Source organism: Actinacidiphila yanglinensis, assembly GCF_900107965.1.
Lineage (GTDB): Bacteria > Actinomycetota > Actinomycetes > Streptomycetales > Streptomycetaceae > Actinacidiphila > Actinacidiphila yanglinensis.
The window spans coordinates 15,043-32,065 of record NZ_FNVU01000028.1 but is presented as its reverse complement, the minus strand read 5'-3'; the positions used below and the strand labels follow the sequence as shown (position 1 = coordinate 32,065).

The window sequence follows — 17,023 nt, the reverse complement described above, 5'->3', positions numbered from 1 at the left end:
CGGCTGGCGTACTTCCGGGCCCTAGACCCGCTCGGCGATCCCGGTGTTGACGAGGTCCATGAGCTGGCGGGGCGTCTGGGCCACCGCGACCACCTCGTCGGGCAGTTCGACGCCGTAGTCCCGCTCGATCCGGCTGACCGTGTTGAACAGGGCGAGGGAGTCGTAGCCCAGGTCCTCGAAGGCGGTGTCGAGGATGTCGCCGTCCAGGTCGACTTCCTCCTCCTCGCCGGCGCACTCGCGCAGGAGCTGCACCAGGGTGGTGGTGTCGAAGGTGTCCATGCCAGTCACTTCCTCTCGGGTGGTGCGGATCGGACGCCGGCGCGGGGTCGCGCCGGCCGTCCGTGCCGGTCAGGTGGCCTTGCGGACGACCAGGGCGGAGTTGTAGCCGCCCTCGCCGCGGGCGAGCACGAGCGCGGTGGACACCCGCTGCTCCCTGGGGACGTCCCGGACCAGGTCGAGCAGGTCCTCGTAGGCCGGGGAGTCCACGTGGACGGTGGCCGGGATGACACCGTCGCGCATCGACAGCAGCGCGGTGGCGACGTCCAACGGGGCGCCGCCGGCCAGCAGCCGGCCGGTCAGGGTCTTGGTCGCGGTGACCGGGACGCCCCGCGGACCGAACACCGAGGCGATCGTCTCCGCCTCCACCAGGTCGAGTTCGGGGGAACCGGCCGCGTCGGCGAAGACGACGTCGATGTCGGAGGGCTCCGTCCTGGCCTCGGCCAGGGCCAGTTCGACCGCCCGGCGCAGCCCGGGCGGTCGCCCGGTGCCCGGCCGCGGGTCGAACGTGGTGCCGTAGCCCAGCACTTCGCCGTAGCGGTGCGCGGCGCCGCGCTCCGCGGCCCGGTCCGGGTCCTCCATGACGAACAGGGCGCCGCCCTCGCCGACCACCGCGCCGCGGGCCCGGCGGTCGAAGGGCACGAACGCGCTGTGCGGGTCCGAGGAGGTGCTGATCCGGCCGGAGCGCAGGATGCACAGCCAGCTCCACGGGGACAGCGAGCCGTCCACGCCGCCGGTGACCATCAGCGAGGTACCCGCCCGCAGGTGCCGGCGGGCCTTGGCGATGGCGTCCAGGCCGCCCGCCCCCTCGGCCACGATCGCGCTGCCGGGGCCGCGCATCCCGTGCCGGATGGAGATCTGCCCGGTGTTGACCGGGTAGAACCAGGCGAAGGACTGGTAGGCACTGACGAACTTGCCGCCCTGCGACCACAGCGCCTGGAGCTCCTTCTGCCCGAACTCGAAGCCGCCGGCCGAGGCCGAGGTGACCACCCCGCAGGCGAAGGGCGGCATCTCGGCCGGATCGGCGTCGGCGTCCCGCAGCGCCTCCTGCGCGGCGATCAGCGCCAGCCGGGTCATCCGGTCCGTCTGCGGCAGCAGCCGGTTCGGGAGCAGCCCGGCGGGGTCGTACTCGGGTATCTCGCCGGCGATCGCGGCGGGGTAGGAGGACGGGTCGAAGCGGGTGATGCGGCGGATGCCGCTGTCGCCGCGGAGCACGGCCGACCAGTAGTCGTCGGTGCTCATGCCGTTGGGCGCCACGATCCCGATCCCGGTGATCACCGGCCGGGTCTGCACGCCGGTGGCGGTCACACCGCTCTCCGCTCCGGCTTGTTGAGCACCAGGGCGCTCTGGAACCCGCCGAACCCGCTGGCCACGCTGAGGATCGCGTCCACCTTGTGCTCGCGGGCGGTCAGCGGGACGTAGTCGAGGTCGCAGTCCGGGTCCGGCTCGGTCAGGTTCGCCGTCGGCGGCACCACCGCGTGCTCCAGTGCCATGGCGCAGGCCGCCGTCTCCAGCGCGCCGACCGCGCCCAGCGAGTGCCCGATCATCGACTTGATGGAGCTGACCGGGATGTCGTAGGCGTGCGAGCCGAGGCTCCGCTTGAGGGCGTCGGTCTCGTGCCGGTCGTTCTGCTTGGTCGCCGATCCGTGCGCGTTGACGTAGTCGATGACCGCGGGGTCGAAACGGGCCATGTCCAGGGCGGCGGTGATCGCGTCCGCCATCTCCAGCCCCTGATCGTTCAGCCCGGTCATCGAGTAGGCGTTGCACCGCGACGCGTGGCCGGAGACCTCCGCGTAGATGTGCGCGTCGCGGAGCCGGGCGTGCTCCAGCTCCTCCAGCACGAACACCGCGCAGCCCTCGCCGAGCACGAAGCCGTTGCGGGTCCGGTCGAAGGGCCGGGAGGCGGTCTCCGGCGCGTCGTTGCGCGCGGTGGTCGCCTTGATGGCGTCGAAACAGGCCACCGTGATCGGTGAGATCGCCGCGTCCGACGCCCCCGTGAGGATGACGTCGGCCTGGCCCTCGCGGATCAGGTCGGCGGAGTGCCCGAGCACGTCGACCCCGGAGGTGCAGCCGGTGGACACCACGCCCACCGGCCCCTCGGCCTCCACGATCCAGGCCAGTTCGGCGGCCATCGAGGAGGGGACGAAGTAGTCGTAGAGGTAGGGCGACCCGTGGAACTCGTCGACCTGCCAGGACTTCCCTTCGTCACTCACCAGCGCGTACTCGCTGTCGAGGCTCATGGTGCTGCCGCACGCGGTGCCCATCATGACGCCGGTGCGGTACGGCGCGGTCTGGCCGAGGATTCCGCTGTCCTCCAGGGCCTCCCGGCCGGCCACCACGGCGAACTGGGTGGTGCGGTCCCACTGCCGTATCTGCCGGCGGCTCAGACCGGCCGCGAGCGGGTCGAAGTCGCACTCGGCCGCGACGCGCGAGCGAAAAGGGGACGCGTCGAACAGCGAGATGGTCCGCGTCGCGGTGCGTCCCGCCGTGAGCAGTTCCCAGTACTGCTTCCTGCCGATTCCGCCGGGCGCCACCACTCCGATTCCGGTGATGACGACGCGGCGACCCTCGGGTGTCCCTTCCACTTTGTCTCCCTCCGCCGGCGTTTCCCCGGCCCACGGCATCCGGCACCCTCGGCGCCGGGCCGGAATCGAGGATGCGGGCCCGCGATAGAGGCGGATTCGAAGGCGGATCGACCACTGATGCATGTTTCGTCGCATGCCGTGACCACGTCTTCCGCGCGCCGCACCCGTGACGACGCGGCGACCGGGACTGGATCGGTCCTCGAATACCCCTTGGTCTACTGGTCCGGTAAAAACGCTCGGGAAATCCGCGAAAAGAACGAAGGGACAGCCAGAAAATGCAGCGTGACGAAGGTACGTACGATGTCGCCATCGTCGGGACCGGGCTTTCCGGCACGATGCTCGGCGCCATCCTCGCCAAGCACGGATTTCGCGTGCTCCTGCTGGACGGGGCGCAACATCCGCGCTTCGCGGTGGGCGAGTCGACCATCGGGCAGACGCTCTTCCTGCTGCGGCTGCTCGCCCACCGGTACGAGGTGCCGGAAATCGGCCACCTCGGCAGCCTGGACAGCGTGCTCAAGCACGTGGGTACCTCGCACGGCCAGAAAAGCAATTTCGGCTTCATCATGGAGCGGGACGGTGAGGAGCCGGACCCGCGCGAGACGAACATGTTCCGGCTGCTGGACGTCACCGGCAACGCCGCCCACTTCTTCCGGCAGGACAGCGACACGTACATGTTCAACGTCGCGCTGCGCTACGGCTGCGAGGCCCGGCAGAACTACCGTGTGTCGAAGGTGGACTTCGCCGACGACGGCGTGACCGTGATCGGCGCCGACGGCTCCACCTACCAGGCCCGCTACATCGTCGACGCGAGCGGTTTCCGCTCGCCGCTGGCCGACCAGCTCGGCCTGCGGGAGCAGCCGAGCCGGCTCAAGCACCACGCCCGGTCGATCTTCACGCACATGATCGGCGTCGAGCCCGCGGACGACCACCTGCTGCACGAGGCCGGCGACCGGCCGCCCGTGCCGTGGCACTCCGGGACACTGCACCACATGTTCGAGCGCGGCTGGCTCTGGATCATCCCGTTCGACAACCACGCCGCGTCCACCAACCCGCTGTGCAGCGTGGGCCTTCAGGTGGACGAGCGGCTCTACCCCGAGGAGCCGGGCCTGTCCCCGGAGGACGAGTTCTGGAAGCACGCCAACCGCTTCCCGGTCGTCGCCCGGCAACTGGCCAACGCCCGCAGCGCCCGCGAGTGGGTGCGCACCTCGCGCATGCAGTACTCCTCCACCCGCACCGTGGGCCCGCGCTGGTGCCTGATGTCCCACGCGGCCGGGTTCATCGACCCGCTGTTCTCCCGCGGTCTGTCCAACACGTGCGAGCTGATCAACACGCTGGCGTGGCGGCTGGTCGAGGCCCTGAAGGACGACGACTTCAGCATGGACCGGTTCGCTCCGGTGGAGCGCCTGGAGCAGGGCCTGCTCGACTACAACGACAAGCTGGTCAACGCCTCCTACATCAGCTTCCAGAACTACGACCTGTGGAACGCCGTCTTCCGGATCTGGGTGACCGGCAGCGCCATCGGCAGCAAGCGGTTCCTCAACGCGCTCGCCACCTCCAAGGCCGTCGGCAACGACGACGCGCTGCGGGCGCTCGACGACAGCAAGTACCCGGGCCTGTGGTGCCCCACGGACTTCAGCGCCGAGCTGTTCGAGGAGCTCATCGAGGCGTGCGACCGCGTCGACGCCGGTGAGGTGCCGGCGCAGGAGGTCGCCGACCAGATGCTCGCGAAGGTCCGCGAGTCGGACTGGATGTTCCCGGCGCTGGGCCTGAACCGCCCCGAGGAGCGGTTCATCAGCCCGACCGCGGAGAACATGCAGGCGGTCGCCGAGTGGGCGAAGACCCACCCGCGCAAGGAGATCCGCGACCTGCTCGCGGTGTCCCCGCAGAAGGTCCAGGCCACGCTCTGACCCGCGCCCGCACGCAAGCGGCTGCCGCCGCCGGGAGTCCCGGCGGCGGCAGCCGCTTGTGCGGTCCCACCGGCGGGTCGGGGCACGGCGGTGCGGCCCGCACCCGGCGTCCGCCCCCGCGCGCGGCGCTCAACTCGGCACAGGCAGCGCCCAGCACCCGGCACCCGGACCACGCAGGACGCACAGCACGGTGCCGCCGCCGGGATTCCGGCGGCGGCACCGTGCTGTGGGGGTCGGCCCTCGCCGGGGTCAGCCCTCGGTGGCGAAGGTGATGCCGTACGGCGCGTCGCGCAGCGGCCAGCCCGCGTACTCGCGACGCCAGTACATCAGGGGCTCCCGGGTCTGCCGGGCCTCACCGCCGATCACCGAACCGATGACCACCGTGTGGTCTCCCGCGGTGATCGCCGAATCCACCCGGCACTCCGCGAAGGCGACGGTGTCGTCGGGGAGCCAGGGCAGGCCGAGCTGGTCGGTGGCTTTCCAGGCCACCGACGAGAAGCGGTCGTCGGCGCCGGAGGCGAAGTGCGCCGAGACCCACTCCCGGCTGTCGCGCAGGATGTTGACGGCGAACGCCCCGGTGGAACGCATCGCCCGCAGCACGCGGCTGCGGCTGTTCACGCACACCAGCAGAAGCGGCGGGTCCTGGGACACGCTGCACGACGCGCTGCAGGTGAACCCGCAGGGCTCGCCCTGGGCATCGATCGTCGTGACCACGGTCACTCCGGTGGGCAGCGCGCCCATGATCGCGCGGAAAAGCTGGGCGTCGACCGGGCCGGCAGGGGGAACCGGCGGCGTCGGCGCGGGAGGCGGGGGCATGGTCGACTCCTTCGCTCTACAGGGCCGAGGCCGGACGGATCAGGCCTCCGGCGACCATCGGCGCCCGGCCGCGGGTGGCACGGCTGCGCATGTCGGACGCGAGGATCTCCTGGTGCAGCTGCCACAGTTCCTGGGACGGCTCCAGGCCGAGTTCCCGGCGCAGCAGTTCGCGCACCGTCTGGTACGCGCGGAGTGCCTCGCTGCGGCGCCCCACCCGGTGCAGGGCGGTGATGAGCTGCGCATGGAACCATTCGTTGAGCGGGTGCACGGCGACCAGCGAGCGCAGATCCGCGATCATCTCGCGGTAGTTGCCGAGTTGCATCTCCGCGCGGACCCGCAACTCGAGCGCCGCGATGTGCCGTTCCTCGAGATTGACCGCGTAGCCGCGCAGCACGTTCCCGCAGTCGACGCCGGCGAGCGGGGTGCCCCGCCAGAGGGCGAGAGCCTCTTTCGCGTGTCCGGCGGTCGCGCGGTGGTCGCCGGCCGCCGCGGACAGTTGCGCCCGGGCCATCAGTGAGTCGAACCGGTTGGCGTCGACATCGCCCTCGTCCGCCTCCAGCACGTAACCGGGGGCGGCCGTCTTGACCTTGGCTTCCGTGATCAGCTTGCGCAGGTGGTACACGTACGTCTGCGTCGTGGTGACCGCAGTCTGCGGCGGATTGTCGCCCCAGAGTTCTTCGACGAAGGAATCAAGACCGACTACCTGGTTCGCTCTGAGCAGGAGAAGTGCGAGTAACTTCTTCACTTTGGGAGCTTTAGGTGTGCATATTCGACGATCATGGATCACTTCCAGCGGGCCAAGAACTCTGAACTCCATTTCTTCGATTCCTTTGTGAGGAGAATTACTTTGGATGTGGACGAGCTCTCGGCACGATGCTAAGCGTGGGCCAACGCTCATGGCAACGGCGATCTCTGAAAGTTTCCGCCGGTGATCCACGTGGCCCAGCGGCAATGTAACTTTCGATGTAATCCCACCGCCGTATTGGGAGCGGGTGTCCATTGTGTCCCGCGGCGTCCGGCCCGCCGAAACCGCCGGCGCTTCCGTCCGGCGTCCACCGGCGCTCGATCGTCCCTCGACCGGGACTCTGATCACTACTGCCACCGTGCCGCGGGTCCGAGTTGCCCCGCACCCAGGGAGTCGCCGTGACCTCGACCGGCCCGGTGCCGCCGATCGCCGCCCATTCGCTGCTCGTCTTCCTCCTCCAGTGCGGTCTCCTCCTGCTGCTGGCCCACGCGCTGAGCCGGCTGGCGACCCGCTGCGGACTGCCCTCCGTGGTCGGCGAGTTGGGGGTGGGCGTGCTGCTGGGACCCACGGTGCTGCGGCATGTCGACCCCGCCCTGTCCGGCTGGCTGCTGCCGCGGAGCGCCGAGCAGTTCCACTTGCTGGACGCGGTCGGCGAGTTCGGCGTGCTGCTGCTGGTGGCGACGACCGGGATGGAGCTGGATCTGGGCCTGGTCCGGCGCCGCGGACGGGCCGCGCTCGGGATCAGCCTGATCGGCCTGGCCGTGCCCCTCGGCCTCGGCATCCTGGTCGGCTGGCACCTGCCGGCCTCGTTCGTGGGCACCGGTCCCGGTCACCGCCACGTGTTCGCGCTGTTCCTGGGGGTCGCGCTGTGCGTGAGCGCGATCCCGGTGATCGCCAAGACGCTCTCCGACATGAACCTGCTGCACCGCAACGTGGGCCAGCTGACCATGGCGGCCGGCATCATCGACGACGTCGTCGGCTGGGTGCTGCTGTCGTTCGTCTCCAGCGTCGCGGCCGGCGGGATGCGCGCGTCCTCCGTGGGTCACGCGCTGATGTGGCTGGCCGTGGTGGTCGGGGCGGCGGGGACGGTCGGCCAGCTGGCGGTGCGCGCCGCGCTGGACTGGGCCGAGCGCGCCGGCGGGGGCGGTGCCACCGTGGCGGTGGCGGCGGGAACGGTGCTGCTGTGCGCCGCGGCGACCCAGGCGATGTCGCTCGAACCGGTCCTCGGCGCGCTGGTCGCGGGCATCATGCTGCGCTGGGGCCGCACCGACGGGCTGGCCAGGATCGCCCCCCTGCGCACGGTCACGATGGGCGTGCTGGCCCCGCTGTTCTTCGCGACCGCGGGGCTGCGCGTCGACCTGACCGAGCTGGTCCACCCGCAGGTGCTCTGCGTGGCGCTGATCGTCCTGACGGTGGCGGTGCTGGGCAAGTTCGCCGGCGCCTTCCTGGGCGCGCGGTTCGGCCGGCTCAACCGGTGGGAGGCGCTGGCGGTGGGCGCCGGGATGAACGCGCGGGGTGTGGTCGAGGTGGTGGTGGCGTCGGTGGGCCTGCGGCTGGGCATCCTGACCACGTCCTCGTACACCATCGTGGTGCTGGTGGCCGTGGTCACCTCGGTGATGGCGCCGCCGATCCTCCGCTTCGCCACCCGGGCGATCGAGCACACCGCCGAGGAGGGGCTGCGGGCGCGGGTGGCCGCGCTGGCCCGCGGGGAGCAGACGGACGTGCTGTGACGGTGCGGCCGGATCCCCCGCCGCACCCGTACGGTCCCCCGCCGCACCCGTAGGGTCCGCTGCCGCACCCGCCGGCCCCGGTCCGGCGACTCGCCGCCGGGGCCCACCCGTGGGCGAGTGCGGCCGCAGACGGTCTCACTGCGCCAGCAGGGCGGAGACCGTCGTACGGATCTGGTCGCGCAGGACGTCGGTGCTGAGGTCCTCGTAGAACGTCGTGAACATCACGAGAGGGCCCATCATCGCGCCGAACGCGCAGCCGAGCCGGATGCGGTCCTCCGGCGGCAGGGTGGGGTCGGCGAACAGGTTCGCCAGCGGCTCGCCCTGCGCCTCGATCTGCGGCCCGAGCACCGGGTCGTCGGCGAACAGCTTGTGGAACGCGTCGTCGTTGCGGTCCCAGACCAGGAACAGCGGGCGGTTGGCGAGCGCGATCTCGATGATCTGCTCGAACGCGCGCTGCCACGCCGCGGAGTCCTTGCCCGCGACGGTCAGCCGGTCGGCGATACCGCCGTTGACCTCCATGATCTGCTCCACGACCACCCGGGCGATGTCCTCCTTGCTCCGGAAGTGGTAGTAGATCGCCGCCTTGCTGATGCCCAGCCGCTCGGCGATCTCACGCAGCGAGGTACCTCCGTACCCCTGGGTGATGAAGAGTTCCGTCGCCACCGCCAGCAGACGATCCCGGGTACGGCCCGAGTCCGCACCCGACTCACCCCTCTTGACCTGGCCTCGTGCCGTTTGATTGACCATTCCGCGCATCCCTCTCCTTGACGATCGGCAAGTAAATCCTCTACAGTCCGGTAAACGGAAGCTAGCCGACGTGTCTAGGCCAGACTTGCCGGGAGGTCCAGCTACCGACAACGGTAGCAATCCCGGATACAGGGATGGTCCTGCGGAGTCCAACCACCGGTGCAGTCGTTCGCCGCTCTGACCCGAGAAGGAGAACCCATGACCGTCAATGCCGGAAGTGACATCGCCATCAGTGTCGAGGGCCTCGTCAAGCGCTTCGGCGACTACGAGGCGCTCAAGGGCGTGGAGTTCCAGGTCCCGGCCGGCTCGGTCGTCGGCGTCCTGGGCCCCAACGGCGCGGGCAAGACCACCACCGTCCGCGTGCTCGCCACGCTGCTGCGCCCCGACGGCGGACGCGTGCTGGTCGACGGGCACGACGTGGAGAAGGATCCGGCCGCCGTGCGCAGGGCGATCGGCCTGACCGGCCAGTACGCGGCGCTGGACGAGTTCCAGCCCGGCCGGGACAACCTCGTGATGATCGGCCGGCTGGCCGGCCTCGGCCGCCGCGAGGCCAAGGCGCGGGCAGCCGAACTGCTCGACGAGTTCGACCTCGTCGACGCGGCCGACCGCCCGGTGAAGGGCTACTCCGGCGGTATGCGCCGCCGGCTCGACCTCGCCGCCAGCCTCGTCGCCCGCCCCCGCATCCTCTTCCTCGACGAGCCGACGACCGGCCTCGACCCCCGCAGCCGCAACGTGATGTACGAGGTGATCCGCGACCTGGTCGCCTCGGGCACCACGCTCTTCCTCACCACGCAGTACCTGGAGGAGGCCGACCAGCTGGCCGACCGGATCGTGGTCATCGACCGCGGCCGGGCGATCGCCGACGGCACCCCGCGCGAGCTGAAGTCCGTGCTCGGCGGCGCCCAGTTGGAGGTCGTCGTCTCGCCCGGCAGCGACCTGGCCACCGCGGCCATGGTGCTGGGCGGCTTCGGCGCCGGCACCGCCACCATCGACTCCGAGACGCGTCACGTGGAGGTCTCCGTGGCCCCGCGCCCGCGGCTGGCGACGGAGGTCGTGCAGGCGATGACCGAGGTCGGCATCGCCCTGGACGACTGCTCGATCCGACGCCCGTCGCTCGACGACGTCTTCCTCGCGCTCACCGGCCAGAAGACCGGCTCCGACGACGCCGAGAAGAACGCCGACGACGCCGCACTCGCGCACTGACCCTCGCACCCCACCTCAGCTTGGGAGACACGAGATGACCACGTACGCGGCCGCTCCCGGCCTCGACAACGCCCCCGGGTCGCTGCACCGGATCAGCCAGATGGTCAGCGACACCGTCGTCCTCACCCGCCGCAACCTGGTGCGGACACTCAGCGAACCCGAGTCGCTGATCGACGTCACGCTCACCCCCGTGGTGTTCACGCTGCTCTTCGCCTACGTGGTGGGCGGCGCCATCGCCCTTCCCAACGGCGTGAGTTACCACGACTACCTCGTGCCCGGCATGTTCGCGATGACGATGGCCTCCGCCTCGACCGGCACCGCGGCCGCGGTCAACACCGACATGGCCAACGGCATCATCGACCGGTTCAGGTCGCTGCCGATGTCGCGGGCCGGCGTGCTGGCCGGCCAGAGCATCGCGGACCTGCTGACCACCATCATCGCGGTGGTGGTGCTCGCCGCCACCGGCCTGGCCATCGGCTGGCGGGTGCACACCGACTTCGGGCACGCGGCCGCCGCCTTCGGCCTGATCCTGCTCTTCGCCTACGCACTCAACTGGGCGATGTCCTGCCTCGGCATGGTCTTCCGCAGCGCGGAGGGCGTGCAGCAGTTCGGCGTGCTGATGATGCTCGGTCTGACCTTCGTCTCCAGTGCCTTCGTGCCCACCAGCGGGATGCCCGCCTGGCTCCGGAACGTGGCGAACTGGAACCCGCTCAGCGCGCTGGCCGCGGCGCTGCGGCAGTTGTTCGGCAACCCGAACCCGGCCCACACGGTGGACGCCTGGCCGCTCCAGCACCCGGTGGTGGCGACCATCTGCTACTCGGTCGGCATGATCGTGATCTTCGCCCCGCTGGCCGTACGGCTCTACCGCACCCGCACCAGCAAGTGAGCACCTGAGCCACCCGACAGACCGGTTCGGACCCCCCGCTTCCAGGCGGGGGGTCCGAACCGGCTGCCGGGCGGGATGCCGGTCGCCCGGCGTTTCTCACGAAGCGGGCTCCTGCACGTTCAGACGCGCCGACGCGACCGAGTACTTGTTGACCGCGTCGATACGGGAAACTGCTCCGAGTTTCACGAAGATGCGGTGAACGTGGCGCTTCACCGTGCCCTCGGAGATGGATAGCCGGCGCGCTATCTGCCCGTTGCTCAGACCTTCGGCGATTCGCTGCATGATCTCACGCTCGCGCCGGGAAAGACCCGCGCCGTCGGCCGGATGTCCCAGCATCTCGATGCTCGTTCTGGCCACCGAGAGCACCACACGTCCGTCACGCTCCACCACCGCGCGAATTGCGGTGATGAGTTCCATGACGGTCACGCTCTTCATCAGATAGCCGTTGATTCCGAGGGTCAGGAGTTTTTGCAGGAGCGCAGGATGCTCATGGGAACTCAGGACCAGGAAGCGGGCGTCGGCGGCGGCCTCCCGCAGGCGCAGGAAGCTCTCCATCACTCCCTCGGGACGGTCGGCGTCCAGGATGACGACCTGCGGGTTGCTCTGGTTGATGATCTCGATGGCCTTGTCACTGCTGCCGACGCAGCCGACCACGGTGATGTCCCGTTCTGCGTCTAATCTGGCGCAGAGAGACTCGCGGAGCAGTGTCTCGTGGTCCACGAGAAGTATCCTTGTCTGCCCTGATGACATGCATCATCCCCCGAAGCGTAATGAGGTCACGCTAGAGCGTTCCGGTTCACCTGTAAAGCTTCGAGTAGCGTCCCTGGGACATTTACTCGACTGACGACAATTCTGTAGACGCTAATCGCGGTGCAGGCGCGCTCGGATGATGCAAAACAGAGTCCCACACTACCCGACGCTCCACTATGCAGCATCAACCAGTTGCCCGTCTTCCGTATCTCTGCACATCTCGGTCACCTGTGGGCCCCCGGTGGACATTTCGGGTCGAAGGATCCCGGTGGATTCAAGAGAATGGTGCCTACCGGTAAAATTCGTACCGGCGATCGGCGGGCAAACCGCGGCCCCTGCGGGCGGCTCACGGATGGACGTGCGACACCGCGGCCAGGAACGTACCAAGATCGTCCCCGGCCCGGGCCGGCAGCAGCGGCAGCACGCGGCTGCGCCGGGCACGGATATGAGGATGCCTTCGTGCGAGCATGGAAAGGCTCTGCCCCGGACCCGCTTCCATGAGCAGAAAGTCGCCCTGCCGCAGCAGACTGTCGAGCGCCGGCCAGAACAGCACCGGCTCGGCGAGCTGCTCGGCCCAGAAGGCGCCGTCGACCGCCTGAGCGGGCGTCACCAGCCGCCCGGTGCGGGTGGAGCGGACCGGGATGGACGGCGCGTGCAGCGGCACCGTGTCGAAGGCGCGCCGGAAGGCGTCGGCGGCCCCGGCGATGGCCGGGGTGTGGAAGGCCTGGAGGGCCGGCACCCGGCGCGCGGTCACCCCGGCGCCGGCGAGTTCGGCGGCCACCTCGGACAGGTGGGGCTCCAGACCGCTGAGCACCGTCTGGGCCGGCGCGTTGACCGCGCCGACCGCGATCGTCTGCCGGCCGCCGCCGGACCGGCCGGCGACCAGGTGCGCGAGGTCCTCGGGGCGGGCCGCGACCGCGAGCATGCCGCCGGGCGCGGTCGCCGCCATGGCCGCCGACCTGGCCGACATCAGCCGGGCCGCGGCGGCGAGGTCGAAGACGCCCGCCAGCGCCGCGGCGGCGAGTTCGCCGACGCTGTGGCCGAGCATCACGGCCGGCCGCACGCCGCGTTCCAGCAGCGAGCGGCCCAGCGCGTACCCGACGGCGAAGAGCAATGGCTGCGCCCGCGAGGCGTCGTCGAGCGGGACCCGGGGGTGCTCGGCCAGCCAGTCCTGCCGCAGCTCGGTGCCCTCCCGCCCCATCAGCTCGAAGAACGCGTCCATCGACGCGGTGAAGACGGGCTCCCGCTGGTACAGGCCGGTCGCCATGCCCGGCTGCTGGGCGCCCTGGCCCGGCAGCAGCAGGGCGATCGGCAACCCCTCGCCTGGTGGGCGGGACGGCGCCGGGAGGCCGGCGGTACGGGCTGTGGACATGGGTCCTCCATGGAGGGTGAGCCCCGGGAACGCGCCGCCCGAGGCGGACGGGCCCGGACACGCGCGTACCTCACCGCCCGCACGCGGGACTCGCGTCGGCGGTGAGGTGCGTCGGGTACCGGGTCGGGTGGTCGGGGGCCGGACCGCCCGTGGCCGGGTGGCCGGGGCGGCGGATCGGTGCGGCCCGCGGCGGGGTGACCGGCCGGTCCGGGGACGTCGTCACCCCGTGACCGGCCGGCGTCTCCCGGCGCCGGCCCGGCTGCTCAGCCGGGGATGACCGCTTCGAACATGTGCAGGTAGGAGTTGACCGCGCTGATCCGGTCCACCCGCAGGCCGGCCTTCTCCATGAGGGCGGCCAGTCCCTTGCGGGTGTGCTTCTTGCCGCCGACGTTCAGCAGCAGGAGCAGGTCCATCGCGGTGGTGAACTTCATCTCGGGGCTGCCGTCGACCAGGTTCTCGATCACGATCACCCGGGCGCCGGGACGGCCGGCGGCCACCGCGTTGCGCAGGGCGGTCACGGTGCTCTCGTCGTCCCACTCCAGGATGTTCTTGAAGATGTAGACGTCGGCCTCGACGGGTATCCCCTGGAGGCAGTCGCCCGGCAGCAGCCGGGTGCGGGAGGCGAACGCGCCGCCGGCCGCGAGCCGCGGGTCCGGGTTGGCCACCACGTTCGGCAGGTCGAGCAGGGTGCCGTGCAGGCCGGCGTGCTTCTCCAGCAGGGTCGCGAGCACCAGCCCCTGGCCGCCGGCGATGTCGGCGACGGTGCCGGCCCCGCTCAGGTCCAGGCGCTCCGCGATGGCCCGCGCCGACAGGTGGCTGGACTGCGTCATCGCCTTGTCGAACACCTCGGCCGAGCGCGGGGTGTGCGAGTGCAGGTGGCTGAAGAACTCCTCACCGCCGTGCAGCGAGGGGAAGACGGCCTTGCCGGTGCGGACCCCCTCGTCCAGGTGCTGCAGCAGCTCCCAGGTCCACGGCTCGGTGGCCCACAGGACGTTGTACTTGATGCTGTGCGGGGCGTCCTCGCGCAGCAGCCGGGACTCCGGGGTGTGCGCGTAGTTGCCGTCGGCGTCCTCGGTGAAGACACCGTGGACCGCCAGCGAGCGCAGCAGCCGGGCCGTGGCGTCCGGGTCGGCGCCCACGGCCGCGGCCAGGTCGGCCGGCGAGGCGGGCTCGTCGCCCAGGGCCTCCGGCAGCCCGAGCAGGGCGGCCGCGCGGACGGACGCCGCGCAGGCGGCGCTGTGGGCGAACTCCCGCAGCCGCAGCACCGGTCCGGGTACGGTCGTGGTCGCCTGTTGTGCCTCGGTCATCGCTTGTCCCATCCCATCGTGGAAGGTCGACGCGGACGCGGTCCGCCCGCGCGGCAGGGCGCGGGCGGACCCGCGGGGCGGTTACGGACGGCCGTTGTGCTCGGTGACGAGGGTGTAGGGCCCCGCCTCGGCCTTGGCGAGCTTCATGATCTCCATCACCGGGCCGCGGAACCCGTCGCCGCTGACGGCCTTCTGGTGCGCGGCGGCGTCGTCCCACTCCGCCGTCTCGACGTAGACGTTGCGGTCCTGCACCGAGCGGTAGAGCTTGTAGGAGCGGAAGCCGGGCTGGCCCGCCATGTAGTCGGTGATCTTGCCGAGCAGCCGCTCGAACTCCTCGGCGTCGCCGGTGACCGTGAAGCGGTTGACGAAGTAGTGCATGGCGGACCTCATCTCCTGACGGGGGGTGGGCTGTTCGGCGGCGACCGGACGCGCGCGGAGCTCCTGGCGGAGGATCTTGCCGGTGGGCGAGCGCGGGATACGGTCGGTCACCTCGACGAGCTCGATGTGCTCGTAGTAGGGCAGTTCTGCGTTGACCTCGGCGACGACGGCCTCGGCACCGGCCGGAGCGTGGTCGGCGAGGACGACGAACCCGCGGGCCACGGCCCCGCTGAACTCGTGCGGGTGGTCCACGACGGCGCAGTCGGCGACGGCCGGGTGGCGCAGCAGGACCCGCTCGATCTCCGTGGGCGAGACCAGCCAGTTGTCGCGCTTGAAGACGTCCTTGACCCGGTCGACCACGAACAGGAAGCCGTCCTCGTCCATCACCCCGATGTCGCCGGTGGAGAACCAGCCATCGGCATCGGTGTCCAGCGCGAGGTCCCGGCCGAGGTACCCCTTCATCAACTGGGGCCCGCGGACCTGGATCCCGCCCTTGTCGCCCACCGGCTGCACCGCGCCGGTGTCCACGTGCACGATCCGGCACTCGGTGCCCGCGACCGGCGGGCCGGACGAGCGGGAGCGGGGGGCGGTCAGGCTGTCGAAATGCGTGGAGGGGGAGGTCTCCTGCAGTCCGTAGCCCTGCACCGCCGGCGCCCCGAAGTGCTGGTGCAGCGCGGTGGCCGCGGCGGGCGGCAGCGTCGAGCCGCCGGAGAGCACCGCCCGCAGGGACGGGCACTCCAGTTCCGGCAGCCGCGGGTGCACCGCCAGCCGTGCCAGGCGTACCGGCAGGCTGTAGAAGTGCGTGGCGCGCAGCCGGTTGGCGGTGTCCATCGCGTCCGCCGGGTCCTGCTGGGTGCACAGCACGAGCGTGCCGCCCACGGCGACGGTGATGGTCAGGTGCATCAGGTGGAACGTCGGCAGGTAGTCGAAGACCACGGACGAGGAGTCCAGGCCGTGCGCACGCGCCGACTGCGCCGCGTTCACCAGCAGGTTGCGGTGGCTGAGCAGGACCGTCTTGGCCGAGCCGGTGGTGCCGCTGGTGAACTGGATGCAGGCCACCTGATCCGGGACGTCCCCCGGCGGGTCCGCCGCGCCGTCCCCCGGCGCGGCCGGCGGGGCGCCCGCGGCGCGCTCGCCCAGTTCGTCGAGGGTGGGCACGTCGGACGGCACGCCGGCCACCGACGGGTCGCGGTGGGTCAGCACCACGTGGCGCAGCTCGGGCAGCCGGCCCCGGATCGAGGCGAGCCGCTCGTACAGGCCGGGCGGGATCACCGCCACGCGCGCGGAACAGGCGCTCAGCACGTGCGCGAGGCCGTTCTCCCGCAGCAGCGGGTTGAACAGCGCCGGTACGCCGCCGCAGCGGGCGATGCCGAAGAACGCCGGCGGGAACCACCGGTCGAGCGCGGTGGCGATCGCCACCGCACCCCCCGGGCCGCCGGTCAACTCCGCCAGCCCCGCGGCGTACCGGTCGGCCAGTGCCTCCAACTCCCGGTATGTGGTGGTGCTCGCGCCGTCGCGGACCGCGACGCGGTCGGGCGCCGCCGCGGCGGCCCGGTGCAGCAGGTCGTCGATCCGCGGCCCGCCGATCAGGTCGCCGAGCGTGTCCAGCGGGACACCTGCCGCGTAGGACTCCGGGCGGGGGCCCGGGGTGGCGGTCGGTGCCGGGTTCACCATGGCGGTGCTCCCTCCTGAGGGGCGGTGCGGGACACTGCGGCCGTCACGACCGCGCGAGGTCGTCGCGGTACACCTGGCGGTGCCGGACGAGCAGCCGGCCGCCCTCGCGCACGAGCAGGTCCTCGCAGGTGCAGCTCAGTTCGAGCTGGGCGGTGCCGCCGAGCGGGGTGGCGATGATCTGGGCGTAGGTGACGGCGCGGACGGTGCCGTCGGGGTTCGCCGCCACGTCCAGCATCCCGAGCCAGTGCCGGCGGCGGATCTTCGCCTCGGCCAGCTTGCGGGTGGCCGCGGTGGCGCCCTCGCGGATCGCCTCCCGGCCCTCCTGCGGCTCGGGGTGGGCGTTGGCGCTGAACACGCCGTCCTCGGTGAAGGTCGCGACCCAGGAGTCGACGTCGCCTTCGTCGAGGCTGCGCATCTGGTGGGCGTAGAACCGCTGGACTTCCTGGTACAGCGCGGTGTCCTGGGCGCTGTCCGCGGGCGGGGCGTGCAAGGACATGGCGGAATCCCTTCCGGTGACGGCGAGGTGGCGTGCAGCAGAGGCTGGCAGCCGCGATTCGAGAACCGCTGGAGATCTCCTCGCCCGGCCGTCCACCGGCCGCCGTGCCCTCCAACCGTCCTCGGTCCAGCCTCTAGTCCGGTCCGCGAGG

The 17,023-nt window shown here is 71.2% G+C and carries 15 protein-coding genes; 4 read left to right on the top strand and 11 right to left on the bottom strand.

The annotated features are described in order from the left end of the window. Window positions 1-21: 21 nt before the first annotated feature. From C4U44_RS37515 to C4U44_RS37505, 3 genes are all read right to left on the bottom strand, one after another. Window positions 22-279 carry an acyl carrier protein gene (locus tag C4U44_RS37515; RefSeq protein ID WP_103890600.1) on the bottom strand — a complete coding sequence of 86 codons (258 nt, stop codon included), beginning with the start codon at window positions 277-279 and terminating at the stop codon, window positions 22-24. Window positions 280-348: 69 nt separating this feature from the next. Further along, a complete protein-coding gene (locus C4U44_RS37510) occupies window positions 349-1,518 on the bottom strand; it encodes a ketosynthase chain-length factor (RefSeq protein ID WP_103890660.1) in 1,170 nt (389 codons plus the stop codon). A 62-nt stretch (window positions 1,519-1,580) separates the two neighbouring features. Continuing rightward, entirely contained in the window at window positions 1,581-2,900 is a 1,320-nt protein-coding gene (locus C4U44_RS37505) for a beta-ketoacyl-[acyl-carrier-protein] synthase family protein (protein WP_103890599.1), read from the bottom strand. 236 nt (window positions 2,901-3,136) lie between these two features. Here C4U44_RS37505 and C4U44_RS37500 point away from each other — a divergent pair, with 236 nt between their 5' ends. After that, on the top strand, window positions 3,137-4,768 hold the full coding sequence (locus C4U44_RS37500; RefSeq protein WP_103890598.1) for an NAD(P)/FAD-dependent oxidoreductase: 1,632 nt from the start codon (window positions 3,137-3,139) through the stop codon (window positions 4,766-4,768). Between the two features lie 249 nt (window positions 4,769-5,017). Here C4U44_RS37500 and C4U44_RS37495 read toward each other — a convergent pair whose 3' ends face one another. Then, window positions 5,018-5,584, bottom strand: coding sequence for a flavin reductase family protein (locus C4U44_RS37495; protein WP_103890597.1), 567 nt, complete (start codon window positions 5,582-5,584; stop codon window positions 5,018-5,020). A 16-nt stretch (window positions 5,585-5,600) separates the two neighbouring features. Further along, window positions 5,601-6,329, bottom strand: a complete 729-nt coding sequence (locus C4U44_RS37490) for an AfsR/SARP family transcriptional regulator (RefSeq protein ID WP_160145190.1) — start codon at window positions 6,327-6,329, stop codon at window positions 5,601-5,603. Between the two features lie 398 nt (window positions 6,330-6,727). Here C4U44_RS37490 and C4U44_RS37485 point away from each other — a divergent pair, with 398 nt between their 5' ends. After that, complete coding sequence (locus tag C4U44_RS37485; protein WP_103890595.1) at window positions 6,728-8,059, top strand: cation:proton antiporter; 1,332 nt, start codon at window positions 6,728-6,730, stop codon at window positions 8,057-8,059. 135 nt (window positions 8,060-8,194) lie between these two features. Here C4U44_RS37485 and C4U44_RS37480 read toward each other — a convergent pair whose 3' ends face one another. Beyond that, complete coding sequence (locus tag C4U44_RS37480) at window positions 8,195-8,722, bottom strand: TetR/AcrR family transcriptional regulator (protein ID WP_407642945.1); 528 nt, start codon at window positions 8,720-8,722, stop codon at window positions 8,195-8,197. 282 nt (window positions 8,723-9,004) lie between these two features. On the opposite strand from C4U44_RS37480, the gene C4U44_RS37475 reads away from it, so the two are divergent. Together C4U44_RS37475 and C4U44_RS37470 are read left to right on the top strand one after the other, a co-directional pair. Further along, entirely contained in the window at window positions 9,005-10,009 is a 1,005-nt protein-coding gene (locus C4U44_RS37475) for an ATP-binding cassette domain-containing protein (protein WP_103890593.1), read from the top strand. A gap of 34 nt (window positions 10,010-10,043) precedes the next feature. Continuing rightward, the gene (locus C4U44_RS37470) at window positions 10,044-10,895 is read left to right on the top strand and encodes an ABC transporter permease (RefSeq protein WP_103890592.1); all 852 of its coding nucleotides are present in this window, start codon (window positions 10,044-10,046) and stop codon (window positions 10,893-10,895) included. A gap of 96 nt (window positions 10,896-10,991) precedes the next feature. On the opposite strand, the gene C4U44_RS43370 is transcribed toward C4U44_RS37470, so the two are convergent. The 5 genes from C4U44_RS43370 to C4U44_RS37445 form a co-directional block, all read right to left on the bottom strand. Beyond that, entirely contained in the window at window positions 10,992-11,615 is a 624-nt protein-coding gene (locus C4U44_RS43370) for a LuxR C-terminal-related transcriptional regulator (protein WP_200823544.1), read from the bottom strand. A 376-nt stretch (window positions 11,616-11,991) separates the two neighbouring features. Continuing rightward, window positions 11,992-13,017: an acyltransferase domain-containing protein gene (locus C4U44_RS37460; protein ID WP_103890590.1), complete on the bottom strand. Its 1,026-nt coding sequence runs from the start codon at window positions 13,015-13,017 to the stop codon at window positions 11,992-11,994. A gap of 263 nt (window positions 13,018-13,280) precedes the next feature. Next, on the bottom strand, window positions 13,281-14,324 hold the full coding sequence (locus C4U44_RS37455) for a methyltransferase (protein ID WP_103890589.1): 1,044 nt from the start codon (window positions 14,322-14,324) through the stop codon (window positions 13,281-13,283). A gap of 81 nt (window positions 14,325-14,405) precedes the next feature. Beyond that, window positions 14,406-16,376, bottom strand: a complete 1,971-nt coding sequence (locus C4U44_RS37450) for an AMP-binding protein (RefSeq protein ID WP_103890588.1) — start codon at window positions 16,374-16,376, stop codon at window positions 14,406-14,408. Between the two features lie 43 nt (window positions 16,377-16,419). Further along, entirely contained in the window at window positions 16,420-16,872 is a 453-nt protein-coding gene (locus C4U44_RS37445) for a nuclear transport factor 2 family protein (protein ID WP_103890587.1), read from the bottom strand. Window positions 16,873-17,023: the final 151 nt, after the last annotated feature.